This is a genomic window from Nonomuraea sp. NPDC051298 (assembly GCF_055586305.1).
Window position 1 is genome coordinate 1 of the sequence record NZ_JBVJIM010000021.1, and the last position, 21135, is coordinate 21135.

Genomic DNA, 21135 nt, shown 5'->3' on the forward strand with positions numbered 1-21135 from the left:
GCGACAGCCGGGCCAGCGTGCTGACTACAGCACGCATTCAACCCACAGCCGAACCGTTTAACGGACCACACCAAGATCACGAAAGATCGAGGCTAATAGGGATAAATCATCGCATTGAGCATTAATGCCACCCGTATCAGCACCTTGCCAGCAAATGGGTCTAGCCGCGCCCCGATCTTCTTGGTAGATATTTCCGCTGGCGACTTCACGCCCGTCCGGCCGATAGCCGGTTGTCCTTTATAGGCGATAGTGAGCGGACCGATTCAAGGTGCTTGCCGATGATTTCTTCTTGGTCTCCTGGGACACCACCGGCACGGGCAAACCCCGTCTGCACGTACAGGGGATTGCGTTGGGCCTGGCCGGGGCGCTGCTCGGCGAGCTGGTGCTGCACCGGCGGATCGTCGTACGCGGCGTGCGGCTGCACATGTCCGACTCCCGGCCGGTCGAGGAGGGCGTGGCCGACAGGGTGCTGGCGGATCTCGGGAATTCGCCGCACCATACCGACGTGCGCACCTGGCTGGCCTATCTCGCGCAACGTTCACTCGAGGAGGTGAGCGGACGGCTGCTGACCGCCGGATTACTGGAGCGCAAATCCCGCAGACTACTCAAACGACAGCAATTCCGCTTTTTCGCCACGGACTTCAGCCACGCCGTGTGGCCCCCGACCCGGCTGCGGCTGGCGCTCGGGCAGTGCCGTCCGCTGTCGCCGCAGGACATGGCGCTGGCCACGCTCGTGGACGCCTGCGACCTGACCGACACCGTGCTCGACGACCCCGACAACCGGCGGGCCGCCCGCGACTACCTGACCACGCTGCTGGCCACCATGCCCCAGCCGCTGCGCGACCTGAGCCGCCAGGTCCACGCCGCCGTGGGCGACTCCGTGCTCACCTACCGCACCTGACCCCACACCCCCTGGAAGGATCATGACGCGTACCGCACGAACCGGCACCGTGCCCGACCCGGTCGCCGGCGCCCTCGCCTCCGACCGCCTCGGCGCGCCCACGGTCGTCTACTTCGTCCTGTCGGCCGCCGCGCCGCTCACCGTCGTCGCCGGGGTCGTCACCACCGGTTACGCCGTCACCGGGATCACCGGGCTGCCGATCGCCTTCCTGGTGGTGGGGGCGGTGCTGTCGGTGTTCGCGATCGGGTACGTGGCGATGGCCCGGCACATGGCCAACGCCGGGGCGTTCTACACCTACGTCACCCGGGGCCTCGGCCGTCCCGCGGGCATCGCGGCGGCCTGGGTGGCGCTCATCGCGTACAACGCGCTGCAGGTCGGGCTCTACGGCGCGCTCGGCGCGGCGGCGGCGCCGGTGCTGGAGCAGTGGCTGGGCCTCGCGCCCGCCTGGTGGGTGATCTCGCTGGTCGCCTGGGCGCTGGTCGCGGTGCTGGGCGTGATGCGCGTGGACGTCAACGGCCGGCTGCTGGCCGTGCTGCTGACCGCCGAGGTGGCCGTCATCCTGGTGTTCGACCTGGCCGACCTGATGAACCCGGCCGCCTCGGGCCTGTCCTTCGCGGCGCTGTCGCCGTCCGCGCTGTTCGTGCCGGGCGTGGGGGCGCTGCTGGTGCTGGCGACGCTGGGGTTCGTCGGGTTCGAGTCGTCGGTGGTGTTCTCGGAGGAGAGCCGGGCGCCGCGGCGTACGGTGCCCATCGCGACGTACGCGTCCGTGGCCATCGTCGCCGTCGTGTACGCGCTGTCGTCGTGGGCCATGACGGTCGCCACCGGCCCCGACGCGATCGTGGCCACGGCTCGGCGCGACCAGGCCGACACCGTCTTCGTCCTCGCCGAGGCGCACCTGGGCTCGGTCGTGGTGGACATCGCCCGGGTGCTCTTCGTCACCAGCGTGTTCGCCGCGATGGTCTCCTTCCACAACACCACCGCCCGCTACTTCTTCGCGCTCGGCCGCGAACGCGTGCTCCCGGCGGTCTTCGGCCGCACGCGGGCGCGCAGCGGTGCGCCCCAGGCCGGCTCGATCGCCCAGAGCGCGCTCGGGCTGGTCGTCATCGTGGTGTACGCCGTCCTGGGCCTCGACCCGCTGGTGCAGCTCTTCTTCTACGGCGGCTCGTTCGGCGGGTTCGGCGTGCTGCTGCTGGTCTTCGTGACCTCGCTCGCGATCATCGTCTTCTTCGCCCGTGAGCCCAGCGGCGAGGCGCTCTCCCGCCGGGTGGTGGCCCCCGTCCCGGCGGCGGTCGCGCTGGGCGTGATGGTGTGGCTGGCGCTGGACAACTTCGCGACCCTGCTCGGCGTGCCCGAGGGCGATCCGCTGGCGTGGGTGCTGCCTGTCGTCTACGGCGTCGCCGCGCTGCTCGGCGTGGTGTGGGCGCTGGTGCTACGTTCCGGGCAGCCCGCCGTTTACGCTGCGGTGGGGATGGGCGCCAAGGCGGCCACCGCCCAGGACATCGCATGAGCGACGAGAGGAGACCTGGGCCGATGGAGGAGACGTTCGAGGCGTGGCCGGTCCGGCATCTGGGCACGGGGGCCACGTTCGCGCTGCGGCCCGCCGTGCGCCTGGCCACGGCCGCCGACGCGGAGCAGGTGGCCGAGCTGATCGCGACCGCGTTCGCCGGGCTGCGGGCCGTGTCTTACCTGGTGCCCGAGCGCAGGGCGCGGCACCGGGTCATGGCGGCCACCTTCCTGATCCAGGTCGAGCACGCCATCGAGCACGGCGAGGTGCACCTCATGGACGAGGGGCAGGCGGTGGCGGTGTGGTTCCCGCACACGTCGCCGGTGCCCCCGCCGCCCGGATACGACCGCCGGATGGCCGAGGCCACGGGCGAGTGGGCGGACCGCTTCCGCATACTGGACGAGTTGTTCGAGGAGCACCACCCGACGGAGCCGCATCACTACCTGGCCTTCCTCGCGGTGCACCCCGACCGGCAGAACCAGGGGCTCGGCACCGCCCTGCTCCGGTACCAGCACGCCCGGATGGGCGGCCTGCCCGCGTACCTGGAGGCCAGCGACCCGCGCAACCGCGACCTGTACGCCCGCCACGGCTACCGGCTCCGCGAGCCGTTCGCGCTCCCGGACGGCTCGCTCTTCTGGCCCATGTGGCGGCCCACCTCCCCCTGAGCTTCGCTTTCAACCTCCGGGCCAGAGGTCGGAAGCAAAGGTCAGGTGCGGTGGGTGACGCACACGGCCGGGCTGCCACCCATGATGTTGTTCTTCTCGCAGGACTGGAACGTGTGATCGGCGCGGTACCGGTAGGCGACGCTGTAGGTCGTCTTCTTGCCGTTGATCGACGTCCACTTGGACGCCTTCGCGTTGCTGGTGCGATCGTGGACCGTGATCCAGAGGTTGTCGCCGCCCATGTCCGAGTCGATGTCGGTGATCCGCGCCCAGATCCACCCCTTGCCCCCGTACCTGCCGTAGCGGAGTTGGAGGGTGTAGCTCCCGAAGTCCTTCTGCACCAGCGTCTTCACCTGCGTGGCCCGGGTCGGCGCCTCCACCGACCAAGAGCCCGCCGCGGACGCCGGGGCGGCTCCGAACACGGAAGCCGCCACGAGCGACGCGCTCAGCACGGATACGACTTTCAGGCTGCGGATATATGTGAGGGATGCCATGGTGGCCCTTTCTTGCGAACGGCGCTGAATTTCGCCGCCAGGCTACGAAGGGCTGGTATGCAGACGGTATGTCGCGTTGCACGTCGGCGGTGAGCCGTTCGGGGGCGGGAGACGTCATAGAGGGCATGAAGATGTGGCGAATCGTGCTCCTGCCCGTGCTCCTGCTGGCGCCGAGCACGTCCATGGCCCCGGCGCAGGCCGAGGCGTCGGCGAAGCGGGTGCTGGTGGACCTGCGCAAGCAGGGCGGCTACGCGGGGTTCGACGACCGCGTGATCGTCTACGGCAACGGCTGCGTACGGCTCACCCGGCGCACCGGGCCCGCCGTCGCCAAGTGCCTTACCGCCAAGGAGGAGCGCACCCTGCGCGGCCACCTCAGGAAGCTGCGCGTCGGCGCCTCGGAGCGGCGGCCGCAGGGGGCGGACTTCATCAGCTACACGCTGGCCCACGACAAGCGGCGGGCCACCCGGTACACGCTGCCCGCGAGCTGGAAGCCGGTGGTGGGGCAGCTTGAGAAGATCATGGAGAAGTACTGGGCGCCTGACTGACGCGGGGCGGGCAGGGGTAGCGGATGACCGTACACCGGCTCCGCGTCGGGGCCCCGCTCTCCCTCTCGGGCCGCCACGCCCGGTTCGGCCGTCAGGCGGCGCTCGGCCTGGGGGTCTGGCAGTCGTTCGACAGGTCCGCGGAGCTGGTCGTGGCGGACGACCGCAGCGATCCCGAGGTGCTGGAACGCGTGCTCCGGGACCTGGCGGCACGGTGTGACCTGCTGCTGGGGCCGTACTCGACGCAGCTCATGCGCAGGGCGGGCCGCGTGGCCATGGAGCTGGGCCGCGTGGTGTGGAACCACGGCGGGGCGGGCGACGACGTCGAGGCCGCCCGCCCCGGCCACGTGGTCTCCGTCCCCACCCCGGCCAGCCGGTACGCCGAGCCGTTCCTCCGCCTCCTCGCCCGCGACGGCGACCGGAGCCCGTTGTGGATCGCGCACGGCGAGGGCGGCTTCGGCCGCCAGGTGGCCACCGGGGCGCGGCTCCGCGCGAAGGCGCTCGGCCTCCCGGTCACGTACGAGGCCCCGCCCGGCGGGTCGTGGCACCTGCTGTGCGCCGGGTCCTTCGAGGAGGAGGTCGAGCTGCTCGGACGGGTCCGGGTGCCGGGACGGGTGTGCGCCGTGGCGGCCGGAGTGCGGGAGTTCGGCGAGGCCGTCCGCGATCCGTGCGGGGTCTACGGCGTGGGCCAATGGTTCCCTGGCGTCGAGGGCGAGGCGGCCCTCGGGGTCGCGGAGCGCGACTTCCTCACCGCGTACCGGACGCCGCCCGGCTACCCGGCCGTCCAGGCCGCCGCCGCGGCGATCCTGGCCACGCACTGTGCCACGGTGTCGGGGAGCACCGGGCGGGAGGCGTTGTGGTCGGCCGCCGCCGCGCTGGAGACCACCACGCTGTTCGGCGCGTTCAGGATCGACCCGAGCACCGGGACGCAGGTCGGGCACCGTGTGGTGCTGACCCGCTGGGGGCCGGACGGCCCCGCCGCCGTGGGCGACGACACGGGGGTGGCGTGATGCGGAGCAGCAAATCCGGGCAAAGTTCTCCATCAACTGATTGACCGGCAAGGCGCGGCGGAACTACCTTCGGTCGCATGACCCCCGGCGAGAGCGCACAGGCCGGCCTGATCCTCAAGGTCGCCACGCAACTCTTCGCGGCCCTCGGCTACGACGGCACCTCCACGCGCCAGATCGCCGAGGCCGCCGGTCTGAACATCGCCACCGTCAACTACCACGTGGGCGGCAAGCGGGAGCTGTACCTCGCGGTCATGGAGGCCGCGCACCGAGCGGAGAAGGCGGCGCTGGAGGCCGCGCTCGCCAGGCTGCCGGGCGACGACCCCGTGGCCGCCATCCACCGGGTGGCCGACGACTACCTCGACTTCTGCGTGGACAACCCCGAGGTGCCCGCCCTGTGGATGCACCGCTGGCTGTCCGACGCGAGCGACATCACCGAGCTGGAACGCCAGTACGTCCTGCCGCTGATGGCCGCCGTCACCCAGGCGCTGCGCCCCGCGGTCGAGGCCGGGACGATCCGCGCCGAGGCCGACCTCGAGTACACCGTCTGGACGGTCATCTGGGCGGTGCACGGCTTCGCCAAGGGCGGCGTGCTGGACGCCAGGGGCCGCCGCAGAGGCGCCGGCGACCGGGCCGCGCTGCGCCGCTTCCGCGCCCACCTGCACCAGTCGCTGCACCGCACGCTCGGCCTGCCCGGCGACCCTCACTGACAGCCACGCAGACAGGAGAGCCCGTGTACCTGCCCTCGACCGGAAGGGCCACAGCGGACCTGCTGGCGGAGCTGGCCCGGCTCAAGCAGCACGACCTGCCCGTACGCGGCGGCCAGGTGACCGCCTACGTCTACGACACCGGGCGGCCAGAGGTGCACGACGCCGCCACCCGGGCCTACCTGGAGATGCTGGAGGTCAACTGCCTCGACCCGACCGCGTTCCCCAGCGTGGTCGAGATGGAGCGGCAGGTCGTCGGGGCGGTCGCGGACCTGCTCGGAGGCGGCCACGGCGTCTTCACCAGCGGCGGCACCGAGTCGATCATGCTGGCCGTCAAGGCCGCCCGCGACCTGGCCGCCAGGACCCGCCCGAACGCCGCCCGCGACCCGGCCGCCAGGGCCCGCCCGAACCTCGTGCTGCCGGTCACCGCCCACCCCGCCTTCCACAAGGCGGCCCACTACCTGGGCGTCGAGGTCGTGCCCGTGCCGGTGGACCTGGAGACGTACCGGGTGCGGCCGGACGACGTCGCGGCGGCGATCGACGAGGACACGATCTTGGTCGCCGTCTCCGCGCCGTCCTACCCCCAGGGCGTGATCGACCCTGTCGAGGAGGTCGCGGCCGTGGCCGCGGCGGCCGGCCTGCCCTGCCACGTGGACGCCTGCGTGGGCGGGTGGCTGCTGCCGTGGTTACGCGAGGCGGGGGCGGAGGTGCCGCCGTTCGACCTGTCGGTGCCCGGGGTCACGTCGATCTCCTGCGACCTGCACAAGTTCGGGTACGCGCCCAAGGGAGCCTCCGTCCTGCTGTTCGCCGACCCGGCGATGCGGCGCGAGGCGTACTTCGCCTCGGCGGCCTGGCCGGGCTACACGGTCATCAACGCGACCGTGCAGAGCTCCCGGTCGGCCGGGCCGCTCGGCGGCGCGTGGGCGACGTTGCAGGCGCTGGGCCGGGAAGGGTACGCGGACCTGGGCCGGGCCACGCTGGCGGCGACGGCGAGATTACGCGAGGGCCTGGCCGCGATCCCGGGGCTGCGGGTGCTGGGCGAGCCCCAGTCGTCGCTGGTGGCCTTCGCGGGTGACGGGGTGGACGTGTTCGTGCTGGCCGACGAGGCACGGGCACGGGGCTGGTTCCTGCAGCCGCAGCTTTCCTACGCCGGCATCCCGGCCAACCTGCACATCACGGTCACCGGGGTCACGTCGGCCGGAGTGGAGGCCATGCTGAAGGTGATCGCCGAGTCGGCCGAGGCCGCCCGCGGGCGCGGCCCCGCGACGCTCCCCGACGGGCTGGTGGAGCTGGTGGCGGGGCTGGACCTGGACTCGCTGGACGACCCCACGTTCGCCTCCCTCGCCGCCTCGGTGGGCGTGGACCTGCGGCCCGGCGCGGGACAACCGGAGATGGCGGTGGTCAACACCGTCCTGGACGCCCTGCCCGCCGCGACGAGGGAGCGGATCCTGGTGCGCTTCCTCTCCCTGATCTACACCCCGTGACAGGAGCCGGTCAGAGCCTGGTGAGGCGGACCGCGTCGGCGATCACGAGGCCGGTGCCCGAGGTCCACCGGCTCACCCCGACCACGTTGTACGTGCCCGCGTTGAGCGAGAAGGCGCCGAGGCTGCGCCAGGCCCCACCGCCCGTGCGCTGGTCGACGGTGACCGTCTGGTTCCCGCCCGAGGCCGCCACGACGTACGGCGTCGCGCTGTTGTAGCCGGAGTTGGCCGGGTACCACACCTCCACCCGATAGCTGCCCGCGCTCGGAACGGCCGCACTGAACCAGGCCGGATCGCTGGCCGCGACCGGCTCGGCGAAGCGGTAGTCGGTGCCGTGGAGCTGGGTGGAGTAGGTGGAGGTGCCCCAGGCGGAGCCCGCCGAGAACCCGGCGTCGGCGTTGTCCACCACCACGCTGAACGTGCCGCCGCCCGTGCCCACCGCCCGGCCCGCGCTCGGACCGCTCTCCTGGTGGGTGCGGTTGAGCGCGGTCACGTAGTAGGTGTAGGCCGACCCGGTGGCGGTGGTGTCGGTGAGCGTCTTCTGCCGGGTCGTGCCGACCAGGTTGCGGGCGTCGGCGAAGAAGCACGGGTCGGCGGCCGACGGGCTGCCGTCCACCCGGTAGACGGCGTACGCGGTGGCCGAGCCCGTCCAGGCGAGCTGCACGCCGTTCGAGACCCGGGTGGCCGACGTGATCGAGGGCACGCCGGGGGCCGCCGCCGTGCCGCGGGCGGGCAGCAGCGCGGGCTTGCCGTAGTGAGTGTTGACCAGCCTGGTGATCGCGCCGATCCGGTCGGCCTTGACGTCCTTGGCGCTGAAGTAGACGTCACCGACGACCTCGGGATGGCGTCGGTTGTCGGTGAGGTGGTCGCTCAGCTCGGCCGGGTCCTGCCAGGCGGCCTCCTGCCCGGAGGCGCCCGCGCGGTAGGCGGCCTGGCCGACGACGAGCTGCACGCCGGTGCCCCTGACCACGTCCGACCACCAGGCGGTGAGCACCTCGTACGGGGCCGTGGCGAAGCCGATGTGCCAGTAGATCTGCGGCGCGAGGTAGTCCACCCAGCCCTGCTTGACCCACTGGCGGCTGTCGGCGTAGATCGCGTCGTACGACTGCAGCCCCGAGGTGCGCGAGCCCAGCGGGTCGGTCCCGGCGTTGCGCCAGATGCCGAACGGGCTGATCCCGAACGTCACGTGCGGCTTGGCCGCGTGGATGCGCTGGTCGAGTTCGCGGACGAGGAGGTTGACGTTGTCGCGCCGCCAGTCGGCGATGTTGGAGAAGGAGCCGCCGTACTGGGCGTATGTCGCGGAGTCGGGAATGGCCTGGCCGCTCACCGGATAGGGGTAGAAATAGTCGTCGAGGTGGACGCCGTCCACGTCGTACCGGGAGACGGCATCCATGATCGCGTCCTCGATGAAGTCGCGGACCTGCGGAATGCCCGGGTTGTAGTAGAGCTTGCCGCCGTAGGCGAAACGCCAGTCGGGATTTTGCCGCGCCGGGTGTGTGGACACCAGCCTGGACGGGTCGTCGTGATTGGCGATCCGGTACGGGTTGAACCAGGCGTGAAACTCCAGGTTCCTGGCATGGGCCTCGCTGACCATGAAGGCCAGCGGGTCGTAGCCCGGGTTGCCGCCCTGGGTGCCGGTGAGCCACTGCGACCACGGCTCGTACGGCGACGGCCAGAACGCGTCGGCCGTCGGCCTGACCTGCACGATCACGGCGTTCATGCGCTTGGCCACGGCCAGGTCGAGCCAGGCACGGAACTCGGCCTGCTGCGCCGACACGCTCAGCCCTGTGCGGCTGGGCCAGTCGATGTTCGCCACGGAGGAGATCCACATCGCCCTGAGCTGCCGTTTGGGCGTTGCGGGATCGGTCGCGCAGGCGACGGAGGAGGCTTGGGCTGGGGCGGGAGTAGGGGCCACGACACTGACGAGAGCGGCGGTGATCGCCGCCAGGACGGTACGCAGGAAGGCGGTCACGAAGGGAAGTTTCAGCGCATCCACATGAATGCGCAATAGTTTTCAGAACTTCCGGGGGGCCCAATCTTTGCGGCGACGCCGGGGGGGAGGCGGAAAGTTTCACCTAACACCGAAGTAATGTCAATTATCGACATTTGTCAATGTCTGTCGTAGCGTGCACCCCGTCACCTGTGAACGAGGAGCACCCATGACTCTCGCCCGCATGCGATTAGCAGCCCTCGCCACCTCGATGCTCGCCCTCCTCCTACTCGTCTCAGGCCGTCCTGCCTGGTCAGAGACGAGTCAGGTCAAGGAGCCCGCACTGGCCGCGGCCTTCGCCAAGGCGGCCGCCGCGCACGACGTACCGCGTGACCTGCTGGTCGCGCTCTCCTACGCCGAGACCCACCTCGACGGTCACGGCGGCGAGCCCAGCGCCAGCGGCGGCTACGGCGTGATGCACCTGGTCAGCAACCCGACCAACCACTCTCTTGAGAAGGCCGCCGAGCTCACCGGCATCGCGGCCGACAAGCTCAAGATCGATGACGAGGCCAACGTCCTCGGCGGCGCGGCCGTGCTGCGCGCCCACGCCGACAAGCTGGGCCTCGACGAGACCGCCAGGAAGGACCTCGGCCGCTGGTACCAGGCCGTGGCCGCCTACGGCAACGCGTCCTCCCCCGAGCTGGCCCGCCTGTACGCCGACGCCGTCTACGAGCAGCTCGGCCTCGGCATCGACCTGCGCGGCGTCCAGGTCAAGCCGCAGGAGGTCACCGCCGACCGCGGCGAGTACGCCAAGGCCCGCGACCTGAACGCGCAGGCCGCCGTGGCCAGCCCCGACTACCCGCCGGCCGCCTGGGTCGCGGCCAGCACCAGCAACTACCGCGTCTCCAACCGGGAGACCAGCTACAACATCGACCGGGTGGTCATCCACGTCACCCAGGGCTCCTACGCCGGAACCATCTCCTGGTTCCAGAACCCCAGTGCCCAGGTCTCCGCGCACTACGTGGTCAAGTCCTCCAACGGCGCGATCACGCAGATGGTGCGGGACAAGGACGTCGCCTGGCACGCCGGCAACTCCAGCTTCAACAACCGCTCGATCGGCATCGAGCACGAGGGCTTCGTCAACGACGCCTCGTGGTTCACCGACGCGATGTACCGGGCCTCGGCGGCGCTGACGAAGGCGCTCTGCGACAAGTACGGCATCCCGAAGACCCGGACCGGCATCGTCGGCCACAACGAGGTACCCGGCGCGACCCACACCGACCCGGGCCCGAACTGGAACTGGACCAAGTTCATGGGCTACGTGACCGGTGGCGGCGGCGAGCCCACGTGGCAGACCACGGTCGACAACGCCACCTCCGGCCAGTTCACCGCCAGCGCCAACTGGGGCACCTCCACCTACTCCAGCCAGCGTCACGGGGCCGACTACCGCTTCGCCGACCCGGTCGCCTCCAGCGACCCGGCGTGGTACTCGGCCACGATCCCGAGCGCCGGCAACTACCAGGTCGAGGTCTGGTATCCGGCCGATCCCGGGTACAACAGCTCGGCGCCGTACATCGTGGCGGCCTCGGGCGGTAACCAGACCGTCTACGTCGATCAGCGATCAGGCGGCGGAGCCTGGCGCAGCATCGGCACCTTCTCGCTCAGCGCGGGCACGTACAACGTGGTCGGCGTGAGCCGGTGGACCTCGGGCACCGGTCTCGTGATCGCCGACGCGGTACGCATCAGCCGCCTCTGAGCGAACCCCCAGCACGGCCCGCGCCCATCTCCCTCCTCTTCCCGGGCGCGGGCCGTCTTCACGTCGGGTCAGGCGGTGGCGCCGCCGTCGATCACGTGGTCGGCCCCCACCACGAAGCCCGACTCGGCGGACGACAGCCACAACGCCGCGGCGGCGATCTCCTCGGGGGTCGCCACCCGGCCGATCGGGAGCGCGTCCCTCATGCGCTCGTCGCGGTCCCGCGGCGTCTCGCCGGGAAACAGGGACATGGGCGAGTCGATCGGGCCGGGACTGATGGCGTTGACGCGTACGCCGTCGGCGATGTGGTCGCGGGCCGCCGCCCGGGTCAGGACGCTCACCGCGGCCTTCGACGCCGCGTACGCGCTCGCCCCGGCCAGGCGCCAGTGCGCCCCGAGGTTGGACGACACGTTGACCACGGCCCCGCCACCGTGCGCCCGCATGTGGCCGATCTCGTGCTTCATCGACAGGTACACGCCCTTGAGGTTGACCGCGAGCACCTCGTCCCACGTGTCCTCGTCGTAGTCGGCCAGCGGCGCCAGCATGCCGAAGATCCCGGCCGCGTTGAGCGCCACGTCGAGCCCGCCGTAGCGGGAGACCGCGGCCTCGACCATGGCGGCGGCCTCGGCCGAGTTGGTCAGGTCGACGACGAACGCGCTCGCCCGCCCGCCGCCCTCCTCCGCCAGCTTCACGACCTCCGCCAGCCTGGCCGCGTCACGCCCGGCGGCCAGCACCGCCGCGCCCTCCCGCGCGTACGCCAGTGCGGCCGCGCGGCCCACGACCCCGCTCGCGCCCGTGACGAGCGCGACCTTCCCCTCGAAACGTCTCGTCATTATTCCATACCAATCGTTCTCAAATTTCGACAGTTTTCATGGCCTGGTCGACCGCGTCGCGCAGCCTGCGCGCGTCGGGGTCGGCCCTGCCGAGCACCCTGAGACCCTGGACCAGCACGAGCAGGAACCTGGCCAGCGCGTACGGGTCCTTGCCCGCCGGGATCTCCCCCTGGGCGCGCGCCCGTACCAGGGCGCCGGCCAGCGCGGACTCCATCCCCGCCCAGCTCGACGCCACCTTCGCCAGCACGGTCGCGTCGCGGGCGGCGAACTCGACCGCCGTGTTGACCACCATGCAGCCCCGCCGCAGCTCGTCGGCGAGACATTCGGCCACGTACGAGTCGAGGAAGGCGCGGATGGCGGGCAGCGCGGGCCCCGGCTGGGACAGCGGGCCGACCACGTCGCGCTGCCCCAGGTAGCGCTCGAGCGCCTTGAGGTACAGCTCGCGCTTGCCGCCGAAGGTCGCGTAGATGCTCGCCCGCGCGACGCCGAGGCGCTCCACGAGGTCGGCCATCGAGGTCGCCTCGTAGCCGCGCTCCCAGAACAGCTCCAGCGCCCGCTGCAGCGCCACCTCAGGATCGAACTCCTTGGCTCTTGCCACGGTCGCAGACGCTAACACAATCGAGAACGATCGGTCAAAAAAGCCCGAGCCCGCGTGACGTCCTCTAGCGCATCAGATCGGGGTCGTCGTCGTCCGGCTCGCGGAGACCTCCCCGCGCCGCCTCGTCGCGCACGGCCCGCGGCCCCTCCTGCGGACCGGCCTGCCTGGGCACCTCCAGCAGGCCGAGCGTGTCCTGCTCGCCCCGGCGGGTGATCACCTCGTTGATCGCCTCGGTCAGCTCCCGCTTGTCGTAGGCGCCCTCGGGCAGCTCGTTGAGGTGCGTCAGCAGGTCGGCCGACAGACCCACGTGCTGGGAGACCTGCGAGTACACCTCCCTCATCGCCACCCGTTCGCGTCCGTGGAACGCCTCGTCGATGGCCTGGCGCAACTCGTCGAGCACGGCGCGATCGGTCATCTTCCATCCCCCCGAGTTCCCGAGAGCAGGTCTTCCGCCTGTTCCCTCACCATGTCCGCCGAGACGTCGCGCACCCACGACTCGTCGTGCGGGCAACGTTCGGCATGCGGGTCCACGCCGCCGGCGCCGCAGCGCGGGCAGGCCGTGGTCCACGAGACCAGCGGCCGGTGCGCGGTCCTGCTGAGCGGGCCCGCGTTGATCAGGTTGCCGCACCAGTAGACGGCCACCGTGGGCGTGCCCACGGCCGCGGCCAGGTGGCGCGGGCCCGTGTCGTTGGCGATCAGCAGGTCGCAGTGCTCGTACAGGGCGGCCAGCCCGCCGATGCCGAGCGCGCCGACGACCGGGATCGCGGGGCGGCGCATGGCCGCGACCACGCCCATGACCAGGCCCTGCTCCGCCCGCGTACCGGTCACGACGACGGGACGGCCGCACCGGTCGGCCACCTCGGCGAACCGCTCCACCGGCCAGCGCCGCCGGGGATCGCTCGCGCCCGGGTGCACGGCCACCAGCCCGGCAGGCGGGTGCCCGAGCGCGCGGGCCAGCTCGGCGCGGTCGTCCGCGGTGACCTCGACCCGCGGCTCCAGCCCGTTCCCGACCGCGCCGACCAGCGCCGCGACCTGCAGGAAGCGCAGGGTCTCGTGGTGGTGGTCCGTGTACGGCACCCAGCGGTCCAGGCTCTCCGCGCCCGCCGCCCGCATCCCCGCGGTCACCCGCGCCCCCAGCCGCCGGACGAACGGGTTGGAGAAGCGTCCGCCCCCCTGAATCTGCACGGCCAGGTCGAAGCCCCGCTCCCGCAGCTCCTCGCACAACCCGTCGGGCACCGGGCGCCCGATCTCGGGAGTGGACACGCCCGAGATCGGCGGCAGCGCGACCACGTCGTCCACCGGCCCAGGACGGCCCGTGAGGAACTCGGCGTGCCAGGCCCTGCCCAGCAACGTCAGGTGCGCGCCGGGGTAGGCCCGTTTGAGCGCCTCCAGGGCAGGGACGGCCATGAGGTAGTCGCCGAGCGCGTTGGCCCGCAGGACGGCGATCCGCCGCACACCGTCCACCAGCGCCGCCGCCCCGGCCGGGGCGTGCGGGTGGAGGTCCGAAGGGCCGTACATAGCGGGCTGGCTACCCAGAGACCCGGCGTCCATAACTTGAGCGATGCCAGGTTTGAGCTGGTCAGCCCGGAGATGTACGTCAAGGGCGGCGACCACACCGCGGAGATGCTCCCGGATGTTCCGCCGGTCAGAGCGCTGGGCGGCGAGGTGCGGGTGCTGGACTACCTGCCCGACCGGTCGACGACCGCGATCATCGGCCGCATGCGCTCACTCCCCTGACCGCTGGGGATCCTGGGCCAGCGTCCGCTCCAGCCAGGGGCGCAGGACCGGCAGGACGTTGGGCGGCTGCATGGCGCTCATGTGGTCGAGGCCGTCGAGCACCTCGACGTCCCAGCCCAGCGCCTCCATCTCGGCCCGGTGCCGCACCAGCGGTCCCGCGATGTCGACGAGCACGCCGCCCCACCGCTCGTCGTACTGGATCTGGTCGGCGGAGCCCGCGAAGCACAGCCGCGGGCAGGACAGCCGCACCGCCCGGTCGTCGAAACCGCGCAACCCCTCGTAGAGAGTGACGAACTGCCGGGTCTGGTCCTCGGTCGTGGCGACCTCGACCGAGGACCAGTCGTACGCGTCGCCGGAGCCCTTCGAGGCGGAGCCGGGCTCGATGACCGGCTTGGGCGCGGCAGCCAGCTCGTACGTGGCCTTGGTGACGCGCAACATCTCCGCGTACGGCCCCCCGTACGGCGGGAACCCGCCCATGACGAGCGCGGTCAGCCGATCGGTCCTGATCGCGAGCTGCAGCCCGCTGAGCGCCAGCCACGAGTACCCGTAGTACGCGAACCGCTCGGCCCCCACCGCGTCGGCCACCGCCAGCAGGTCACGCACGACGTTGCCGGGCGTGAGCGTGGCGGGCTTGGGCGTGCTCATGACGTGCCCCAGGTAGTCGAAGGCCACCACCCGGAAGCCGTCGCCGAGCCCGTCGATCAGCGAACGTCCGAGCACCGGGTCGTTGCCCCACTTCCGCATCTCCTCGGCCTGCTCGCCCTCCACAGGCTGTGGATCGACGGGCAGCAGCACGACCGGGCCCGAGCCGGACACCTCCACCTCGATGGTGTTCCCGTCGTGCAGTGTCGCCTCGGCCATCGTCCCCCCTAACTCATTACGCCGTAAAGAATTGACCGGAGCGAGAATAGCTTAGGCCGTAAAGAGTTTCAACGGGTTGGGGATGGGCACCCACCGCATGGCCGCGCCGTCGGCGTCCAGCCAGCGCAGCAGGAGGTTCGCCTTGGCCGGCACGTGCGTGGCGGCCAGCAGGTCACGCAGCTCCGGCGGATCCCCGTGGTCCTTGCCCGCGGCCGCGAACACGGCCCTCGCCCGCGCCCACAACTCCGGACCCAGCCGGGGATGACGGGCCGCCACCGCGCCGGCGATCTCGCAGAGGTTGTTGGTCACCAGGCAGTACACCAGCCGCTCCCACGCCCGTGCCCCGCTCAGCACGGGCGCGCTCAGCCCCGGGTGCCGCTCGGCGACGAGCTTGACGCCCTCGTGGTCACGGAACAACGCCTGCGCGGGCAGACCGGCCGCGTCCACCGCGATGAGCACGTTCTGCAGGTGACATTCGAGCACGACCCCATGCCGCAGGTACGCGTGCAGGACCGGGGGCACCACGTGCTCCAGGTACCGTTCCCACCAGACGAGGGCCCCGTCCTCGTCCAGGCCGTCGAGCGGGTTGCCGGCGAACCCCTCGCTGATCCCGGCCGCCAGCAGCGCGGTCAGCCCCGGGCGCAGGTGCTCGCCCAGCCCGTCGCGGACGATCACGGCCAGCGCCTCGCCCCCGTCCCCGTCCAGCTCCGCGCTGCGGTAGCCGCGGTCGCGCAGCACGGAGGGACGCGGCAGGTGGCCGGGCAGGTCGTCGAAGGCCACCTCCACCAGGGCCGCGACCAGCGGGAGGTGGCGCAGGTCGGGCAGCCACAGGCGGCGTACGTCGTTCGTGATCCGCACGTCCAGGCTGAACTTGCAGAACAGGTCCGCTTCCGGCAGGTACACGGTGCGGACCGACGCCGTGGGGACGGCGGTGACCGCCGTGACGCCCAGGTGGCGCAGAGGGCCGTCGCGCAGGCCGCCGAGCAGTTCCACCTGCCAGGGATGGGCGGGCAGGAGCGTCAGGCCGTCGCCCGGCGGGCCGCCGAGCCGGTCCAGGGCGCTCGTGTCCCCCTCGTCCACCAGGTCCGCAGCGGGCACGCCGAGCAGCGGCAGGGCGAAGCTCGTACGCGCCTCGGGCGAGTAACGCAGCCACGCCTCCGGCCCCGCCCCGCCGCGAGCCTTGGGCGCGGGGTGATAGCGGTGCCCCGCCACGAGCGCCTGCTCCGACACCAGGTACGGATCCCCGGGCGGCGTCCCCGCCCGCCTGGCCGCCAGCAGCGCGGCCGTGACGTCGCGGCTGTGCAGGATCTCGGCCGCCAGCGTGTCGTTGGCGACCCCCGTGCCCGCGCGCAGTTCGGCGGCCGTCAGCGCCACCAGGTCGGGCAGCGCCAGCGGACGCCAGCCGTCCTGGGTCCGAAGGGCGGGGTCGGCCGGGTAGCGCGCACCGCCGGCCCGCAGCACGCGCCCGGTCGCGGGCAGCAGGAAAGCACCGGGCTCGGCGGGCCGGGCCACCTCCCTGAGCAGGCAGTTCAGCAGCGCCGTCACCGCGAGCGTCTCAGCCTCCCTCGAAGCCTCCTCCGTCGAGGCTTCCGCCTGGGACTCCCTCTCCGGCCCGAGGGGTGGCAGGAGGCGTTCTGCAGATGCCATGGCGACCTACTCCTACCCTTTGTCACTCCTACCCTGTGTCCCCGGGTGCCACAGGGTAGCTATCAGGCGTGTTACCGGGGAAGGTGGGAAATATGAGGCGGATGGAGGGGGAGTTCGCCGCCGAACTGGCCCTCGTGCGTCCCGATCTTTCCGACGCGTACGCCGAGGCGCTGCCCGGTGCGCGCGCCGCCGTCCTGGGACGGCTGTGGCGTGGCCTGCTGTACGAGCCGCTGCCCGGCCTGGCCGCGACCGGCCCCGGCTGTGTGGTGCTGGCCGACGGGCGTCGGCTCACGGGGCGGGCGCGGCGGCCGTACGACCTGGAGGGCGAGGCCGTGCTCCGGCTGGACGGCCTGCCCCACACGCACCCCGCCGAACTGCTGGCCGCCCTCGCCCTGCCCGGCACCGCCCGCCTGATCGAGGACCTCGACAACAGCGTCGCCTCCCTGGCCCTGTCCCGCGCCGCCAACCGTTCGTCCACGCCCTCTGACCGGCCTCACCGCCGCCCTGCCACACCACAGGACGCCTTCTCGCCCTCCGGACCGCCGGTCCCGTCAGCCGCACCCCTGGACGGACCCGCGCTCCCGTCGGCCGCGTACCTGAAGGATTCGACCGCGTCCCTGGAGGACTTCGAGCAGAGCGTGGTGGACGGGCATCCCTATCACCCGGGTTGCCGCAACCGCCCAGGGGTCTCCGTCGCCGAGCAACTCGCGTACATGCCCGAGCACCGCCCCGTCGTCGCCCTCGACCTGCTGGCGCTGCCCGCCAAGGAGTGCCTGGTCACCGGCCCCTGGCCGGACTCACTCAGAGACGGGGACCGGCTGCTGCTGCCCGTACACCCCTGGCAGACCAGGCACGTCCTGCCGGGGCTGGGCCTGCGCCCCTACGCGACGGGGGTCGTCCCGGCCCGCCCGCTCATGTCCGTACGCACGCTCTCCCCGCTGGACGGCGGCCCGCATCTCAAGACGGCGTTCAGCACGCGCATGACCTCGGGGATCAGGGACATCTCCCCCGGCTCGGTACGCGACTGCGTCCCCCTGTCGGACCTGCTCACCACCGTGTCCGCGCGCTGCGGCGGCGGGCTGCGCACGGCCCGCTACCTGGCCGGGGCCGCCGGGGCGGTGAACGGCGAGCACAGCGCCGACCTGTCGGTCATGCTGCGTGAGCCCACGCCCGAGGCGGGCACCGTCCTGCCGGTCGCGGCGCTCAGCCGGGCGATGGTGCCCGACCCGTTCGCGTGGCTGGCCGCGTTCGCCCGTCTGGCCTGGGAGAACGCGCTGCGCCTGCTGTCGTTCGGCGTGGCGCTGGAGGCCCACGGCCAGAACCTGGTGGTCGCCCTGGACGGGGACGGGCTCGCGTACCGGCTGATCTACCGCGATCTGGCCGACGTCCGGATCAGCCCCGCCAGGCTGGCCCGCAACGGCGTCGAGGTCCCGCCCGTCAGCGCCAGGCTGCTCAGCGACGACCCGGCCGTACTGCACGCCAAGCTCCTCGGCTCGCTGGTCGGCACCACGTTCGGCAGCCTGGTCCCGCTGTTCGGGCAGGGCGACCGGGACGTGGAGGCGCGGCTGTGGGAGGTGGTGGCCACCGCCGCGCGCCACGCGTGCACGGCGCTGCCCGCCCCGGACGTACGGGCCCTGTTCGCGGAACGGATCACGGTCAAGGCGCACCTGCTCGCCCGCCTGGAAGGCGCCCCGCCGGGCGACTCCTGGACCAGCCTGCCCAACCCGCTCATCACCCTGGGCGCCCCATGACCCCCTCCCAGAGGCAGGACCCTGGCGGGGGACGACCCACGGAACAGCCGCGAACCACCGGCAAGTGCCCACCGGGGCCGTGCACGTGCGGGCCACCTGCGCTGACCGCCGAAACGGGCAGGCTATCTGGGGGCGGCCAACTCCGCGATAGGGAGGCGGCGGAAGGCGATGCTCTCGTACGGGCCGAGGTTCCCCGTCTCGTACAGCAGGCCCACCGTGTCGGCGTCGATCCGCACCAGGTCGGAGTAGGCGGCGGGCAACCCGGACACCGTGTGCGCCACCCGCCACGTGACACCGTGGTCGTCGCTGGCGCGTACGGTCATCAGGGCCCGCGCGTCGGGAGCCGCGGGTCCGGAGAACAGCAGCACCTCCGGCGACTCGCACCACAACACGCTGCCCTCCACGACCGGGCCGACCAGCCCGGCCTGCGGGCGGAAGGGGTGCTCCAGCGTCTGACCGCCGTCGGCGGAGTACGCGTCGGCCCTGGTGCCGGGCGCGCTGGACTCGGTACGGGTGTTGAAGTAGACGCGTCCGCCGGGCAACTCGGTGCCGGTGGTCTCGTTGACGTTGACGTATCCGTCGGGGTTGTCGTCGACGTAGCCGATGCGCCAAGTCTGACCGCCGTCGTCGCTCAGCAGGGAGTGGCCGCCGTTGTACTTGCCCTCGGTGCCGTTGTCCTGACCGCTGGGCGGCAGCGAATGGTTGGCCGGGACCACCAGCCGCCCGGCGTGCGCGCCCTGCCGCAGCGTGAAGGCGTGGCCGGGCGTGGTCGCGTACCAGCGCCACCCGGACCGCTTCACGCTGTCGGTGATCTCGCGAGGCGCCGACCAGGTGACCCCGTCGTCCGTACTGACCTGTACGAACACCCTCCGCCCGTCAGCCGCCGCCACCTGGCCGCGCCGGATCTTGTCCTCCGTCGCCGACGGCCCCTGCCGGACGAAGACCAGCACGATCCTGCCGTCGTCCAGCACCACCGGGGCGGGGTTGCCCGCCGTGCCCCGGCGCGGCTCCGTGGCCACGACCTGGAGCGCGCCCCAGGTCTGGCCGCCGTCGGAAGAACGCTTGAGTACGAGGTCGATGTGTCCCGAGTCGGAGGCCGAGCCCCGCCGCCCCTCCGCGAAGGCCAGCACCGTGCCTGCCTTGGTCACCACGGTCGCCGGGATCCGGAACGTGTGGTAGCCGTCCGTCAACTGCTTGTAGGGCACCGAGGTCGGGTAACGATCCGCCATACGAGCACGCTACGGCCGCCGGGTTAACGGACTCCGACGCGAGCCGTACGCACAGGCGAATGACCCCACTCCCGCCACCACAAACTCCACCACCACACCCACCCCAACAACCACAAACCACCCACATCTCCACCCACCCCCAACGCACACACATGACCTCCTCCCCTCACCACTCACACCACTTCCCTCACCACACGCACCACCGACGCACGGCCTCCCCCGCCCCACCCCACACGACCAACACACGGCCACCGCCCTTACCCATGCACATGACCGCGCCACCAACACGTGGCCGCCTCCCGTCCCCTCACGCACGTACACGACCGCGCCACCACCGCAATGATGGCCACCTCTGACCTTCTCGTGCTGGCGGACCACCCGGTGGAGCGCGTCGAACCCCACGTCGCACACGCACACGACCGTGCCGCCGAGGTGTGGGCTCCTCGGCGGCACGGCCTGGATCGCCGACCCGTACGGGCGGGCGTCAAGAAGCGAACGCGATCACGTTGTCGCGGTAGCTGCTGCGGGCGCGGTCGAACGTGCCGCCGCACGTGATCAGCCGGAGCTCGGGGCTCTTGCTCTGGCCGTAGACCACTTTGTTGGGGATGTTGCTCTTCGGGTAGCGGGCCAGGCGGCCGACCACGAACGTGACCGTGCTGCCGTCGGCCCGGTCGACATGGATGCGATCGCCCTTGCTGAGCTGGCGCAGGCGGTAGAACACCGCCGGGCCGGTCTTGGAGTCGACGTGACCCGCTATCACGGCCACGCCCTTCTCGCCCGGCTCGGGCCCGGACTGGTTCCAGCCCACCCGGTCGAACTTGGTGGGTGCGATCAGCTTGCCTTTCTTGTCAAGCCGTAGCGGGATCACTGGGGTGGAGAGCTTGATGGCCGGGATGCGTAACCGCACGGGTGCGGCCGCATCCGCCGCGGCGCTGCTCGGCGTCTCGGCAGTGGTGCGACCGGCCCGATCAGCGACCGGGACGGCGCCGCCGCCCCGCGCCTCACCGATCGCAGCGGCGCCGGTGACGCCTGCGGTGCCGGTGACCTCGGGGATGCCGCTGGCCGTCCCGGTGGCGGTCCCGGTGGCGGTCTTGATGTCGGACTTGATGTCGGACTTGATGGCCGTCCCGGCGGCAGCGGTGCCGGTGCCGGTGGCACAGGCGCTGGTCGCCACCAGGACGGTGCACGTGGCGGTTGCCAGGAGCGCGCGCACGGTCAGCTCCCCGTGACGAACGTGCGCCGCAGCCAGTACGCGCCGACCCCGAGCAGACCGGCGCCCGCCAGCGCGAGCGGAAGCACCGGAACGTCGCTGCCGTCGCTCGCCGTGCCCGCGGCGGACTCGGTCATGACGACCTTGCCCGTCGTGGAGGCTCCGCCCTCGGCGGTCGTGCCACCGGCGGTGCCGCCCATGCCGGTGTCGACGCCACCGCGCGGGGCGCTGTCGTCGTCATCGTCGTCGTCCCGCGCAGCCGACCCACCCACGCCGGTATCCACCCCA

Annotated in this window: 21 protein-coding genes; 10 read left to right on the forward strand and 11 right to left on the reverse strand. The window is 71.9% G+C overall.

Annotation, left to right across the window (positions count from 1 at the left end; genetic code table 11):
• Nucleotides 1-268: 268 nt before the first annotated feature.
• Genes ACZ6S0_RS39900 through ACZ6S0_RS39910 form a run of 3 tightly spaced genes read left to right on the forward strand, consistent with a single transcriptional unit; the run spans nucleotide 269 to nucleotide 3070 of the window.
• A complete protein-coding gene (locus tag ACZ6S0_RS39900) occupies nucleotides 269-901 on the forward strand; it encodes a GOLPH3/VPS74 family protein (RefSeq protein ID WP_465924525.1) in 633 nt (210 codons plus the stop codon).
• A gap of 22 nt (nucleotides 902-923) precedes the next feature.
• Nucleotides 924-2408: an APC family permease gene (locus tag ACZ6S0_RS39905; protein ID WP_465924526.1), complete on the forward strand. Its 1485-nt coding sequence runs from the start codon at nucleotides 924-926 to the stop codon at nucleotides 2406-2408.
• Entirely contained in the window at nucleotides 2405-3070 is a 666-nt protein-coding gene (locus ACZ6S0_RS39910; RefSeq protein ID WP_465924527.1) for a GNAT family N-acetyltransferase, read from the forward strand. Before ACZ6S0_RS39905 ends, ACZ6S0_RS39910 begins: the two co-directional genes overlap by 4 nt.
• 41 nt (nucleotides 3071-3111) lie before the next feature.
• Here ACZ6S0_RS39910 and ACZ6S0_RS39915 read toward each other — a convergent pair whose 3' ends face one another.
• Nucleotides 3112-3519: a hypothetical protein gene (locus tag ACZ6S0_RS39915; protein WP_465924528.1), complete on the reverse strand. Its 408-nt coding sequence runs from the start codon at nucleotides 3517-3519 to the stop codon at nucleotides 3112-3114.
• A gap of 167 nt (nucleotides 3520-3686) precedes the next feature.
• On the opposite strand from ACZ6S0_RS39915, the gene ACZ6S0_RS39920 reads away from it, so the two are divergent.
• The 4 genes from ACZ6S0_RS39920 to ACZ6S0_RS39935 all read left to right on the forward strand — a co-directional run bounded on the left by ACZ6S0_RS39920 (nucleotide 3687) and on the right by ACZ6S0_RS39935 (nucleotide 7301).
• On the forward strand, nucleotides 3687-4106 hold the full coding sequence (locus ACZ6S0_RS39920) for a hypothetical protein (protein WP_465924529.1): 420 nt from the start codon (nucleotides 3687-3689) through the stop codon (nucleotides 4104-4106).
• A gap of 23 nt (nucleotides 4107-4129) precedes the next feature.
• On the forward strand, nucleotides 4130-5113 hold the full coding sequence (locus ACZ6S0_RS39925; RefSeq protein ID WP_465924530.1) for an ABC transporter substrate-binding protein: 984 nt from the start codon (nucleotides 4130-4132) through the stop codon (nucleotides 5111-5113).
• Nucleotides 5114-5190: 77 nt separating this feature from the next.
• On the forward strand, nucleotides 5191-5820 hold the full coding sequence (locus tag ACZ6S0_RS39930) for a TetR/AcrR family transcriptional regulator (protein ID WP_465924531.1): 630 nt from the start codon (nucleotides 5191-5193) through the stop codon (nucleotides 5818-5820).
• A 23-nt stretch (nucleotides 5821-5843) separates the two neighbouring features.
• Nucleotides 5844-7301, forward strand: a complete 1458-nt coding sequence (locus ACZ6S0_RS39935) for a pyridoxal phosphate-dependent decarboxylase family protein (RefSeq protein ID WP_465924532.1) — start codon at nucleotides 5844-5846, stop codon at nucleotides 7299-7301.
• 10 nt (nucleotides 7302-7311) lie between these two features.
• Here the strand turns inward: ACZ6S0_RS39935 and ACZ6S0_RS39940 are convergent, their stop codons facing one another.
• The gene (locus tag ACZ6S0_RS39940) at nucleotides 7312-9270 is read right to left on the reverse strand and encodes a family 10 glycosylhydrolase (protein WP_465924533.1); all 1959 of its coding nucleotides are present in this window, start codon (nucleotides 9268-9270) and stop codon (nucleotides 7312-7314) included.
• 187 nt (nucleotides 9271-9457) lie between these two features.
• Between ACZ6S0_RS39940 and ACZ6S0_RS39945 the strand changes: the two genes are divergently transcribed.
• Entirely contained in the window at nucleotides 9458-10984 is a 1527-nt protein-coding gene (locus ACZ6S0_RS39945; RefSeq protein WP_465924534.1) for a golvesin C-terminal-like domain-containing protein, read from the forward strand.
• Between the two features lie 68 nt (nucleotides 10985-11052).
• Here ACZ6S0_RS39945 and ACZ6S0_RS39950 read toward each other — a convergent pair whose 3' ends face one another.
• The 4 genes from ACZ6S0_RS39950 to ACZ6S0_RS39965 all read right to left on the reverse strand — a co-directional run bounded on the left by ACZ6S0_RS39950 (nucleotide 11053) and on the right by ACZ6S0_RS39965 (nucleotide 13930).
• Nucleotides 11053-11814, reverse strand: a complete 762-nt coding sequence (locus ACZ6S0_RS39950) for an SDR family NAD(P)-dependent oxidoreductase (protein ID WP_465924535.1) — start codon at nucleotides 11812-11814, stop codon at nucleotides 11053-11055.
• A 19-nt stretch (nucleotides 11815-11833) separates the two neighbouring features.
• Nucleotides 11834-12412, reverse strand: a complete 579-nt coding sequence (locus tag ACZ6S0_RS39955) for a TetR/AcrR family transcriptional regulator (RefSeq protein WP_465924536.1) — start codon at nucleotides 12410-12412, stop codon at nucleotides 11834-11836.
• A 64-nt stretch (nucleotides 12413-12476) separates the two neighbouring features.
• On the reverse strand, nucleotides 12477-12827 hold the full coding sequence (locus ACZ6S0_RS39960) for a hypothetical protein (RefSeq protein ID WP_465924537.1): 351 nt from the start codon (nucleotides 12825-12827) through the stop codon (nucleotides 12477-12479).
• Nucleotides 12824-13930, reverse strand: a complete 1107-nt coding sequence (locus tag ACZ6S0_RS39965; RefSeq protein ID WP_465924538.1) for a glycosyltransferase family 9 protein — start codon at nucleotides 13928-13930, stop codon at nucleotides 12824-12826. The genes ACZ6S0_RS39960 and ACZ6S0_RS39965 overlap by 4 nt, the downstream gene beginning before the upstream one ends.
• Before the next feature lie 36 nt (nucleotides 13931-13966).
• Between ACZ6S0_RS39965 and ACZ6S0_RS39970 the strand changes: the two genes are divergently transcribed.
• A complete protein-coding gene (locus ACZ6S0_RS39970; protein ID WP_465924539.1) occupies nucleotides 13967-14149 on the forward strand; it encodes a hypothetical protein in 183 nt (60 codons plus the stop codon).
• Here the strand turns inward: ACZ6S0_RS39970 and ACZ6S0_RS39975 are convergent.
• Together ACZ6S0_RS39975 and ACZ6S0_RS39980 are read right to left on the reverse strand one after the other, a co-directional pair.
• Nucleotides 14138-15010, reverse strand: a complete 873-nt coding sequence (locus ACZ6S0_RS39975) for an alpha/beta fold hydrolase (RefSeq protein ID WP_465924540.1) — start codon at nucleotides 15008-15010, stop codon at nucleotides 14138-14140. The two genes, ACZ6S0_RS39970 and ACZ6S0_RS39975, sit on opposite strands and share 12 nt — an antisense overlap.
• 51 nt (nucleotides 15011-15061) lie before the next feature.
• On the reverse strand, nucleotides 15062-16657 hold the full coding sequence (locus ACZ6S0_RS39980; RefSeq protein WP_465924541.1) for an IucA/IucC family C-terminal-domain containing protein: 1596 nt from the start codon (nucleotides 16655-16657) through the stop codon (nucleotides 15062-15064).
• A gap of 92 nt (nucleotides 16658-16749) precedes the next feature.
• On the opposite strand from ACZ6S0_RS39980, the gene ACZ6S0_RS39985 reads away from it, so the two are divergent.
• Nucleotides 16750-18408, forward strand: coding sequence for an IucA/IucC family protein (locus ACZ6S0_RS39985; protein WP_465924542.1), 1659 nt, complete (start codon nucleotides 16750-16752; stop codon nucleotides 18406-18408).
• A gap of 122 nt (nucleotides 18409-18530) precedes the next feature.
• Here the strand turns inward: ACZ6S0_RS39985 and ACZ6S0_RS39990 are convergent, their stop codons facing one another.
• From ACZ6S0_RS39990 to ACZ6S0_RS40000, 3 genes are all read right to left on the reverse strand, one after another.
• Nucleotides 18531-19637: a sialidase family protein gene (locus tag ACZ6S0_RS39990; protein ID WP_465924543.1), complete on the reverse strand. Its 1107-nt coding sequence runs from the start codon at nucleotides 19635-19637 to the stop codon at nucleotides 18531-18533.
• Between the two features lie 484 nt (nucleotides 19638-20121).
• Complete coding sequence (locus ACZ6S0_RS39995; RefSeq protein ID WP_465924544.1) at nucleotides 20122-20850, reverse strand: class F sortase; 729 nt, start codon at nucleotides 20848-20850, stop codon at nucleotides 20122-20124.
• 2 nt (nucleotides 20851-20852) lie between these two features.
• The coding region (locus ACZ6S0_RS40000; protein WP_465924545.1) for a hypothetical protein at nucleotides 20853-21135 on the reverse strand (283 nt) is incomplete at its 5' end.